Annotated in this window: 1 protein-coding gene; it reads right to left on the bottom strand. The window is 66.6% G+C overall.

Going from position 1 to position 685, the window contains the following annotated elements; all coding sequences use genetic code 11:
- Window positions 1-78: 78 nt before the first annotated feature.
- On the bottom strand, window positions 79-685 hold a 607-nt coding region (locus CH256_RS20210; protein ID WP_094670434.1), incomplete at its 5' end, for a glycerophosphodiester phosphodiesterase family protein.

Here is a 685-nt window from a genome sequence, read left to right as displayed (position 1 = left end):
CGCTGCGCGAGCTTCGCTGCTCGGTTGCTGTCCTGCTTCGGTCCACTGTTTCTTTTGCTCTTACCCACGCCCGAAAACCTACACGTTCTTCGATTCGAGCCAGGCTCGCGTTCGGCCGGGGTGGTTGGTGGCGATCCACCCGACGCCGAGCTCGCGGCATAGGTCCACGTCCTCTTTCTCGTCGACGGTCCACACGTAGCTGGCCCGGCCGGACGCGGCTGCGCGGTCGATGATGGCCGGGTGCTCGCGCAGCGCGCGAATCGACGGGCCGACTGCGGTGGCCCCGACGGTCGTCGCCGCTCCCCCACCGAGGTAGTGCGAGCTGTCGCCGAGGAGCACCGTCGGAAGCATCGGAGCCGACCGTCGTACGCGCCAGACGGCCGAGGGCGCGAACGACATGATGACCGCCCGCGAGTGGTCGGCCGACGCGGGCGCGCCGATGCCGAACTTGTGCAGCTCGGCAAGCACCGTGCTTTCGATCAGCGAGCCGTATCGCACGGGATGCTTGGTTTCGATGAAGAGTTTGACCGGCTTGCTGGTCCAGTCCAGGACGAGAGCAATGAGGTCGTGCAACGTCAGGAGTTCGGCGGGTTCGTCGTCGTCGCCGTAGTTCAGTCGGGCCAGATCGGCGAAGTCCATCTCGCTGACGATGCCGGTGCCGTTCGAGGTGCGATCGACGCGGCGA

Origin of the sequence: Rhodococcus sp. 05-2254-6 (genome assembly GCF_002258565.1) — a bacterium.
GTDB lineage: Bacteria > Actinomycetota > Actinomycetes > Mycobacteriales > Mycobacteriaceae > Rhodococcoides.
Note: the sequence above shows the minus strand (reverse complement) of the source record. Positions and strands in the feature narration are given on the sequence as shown.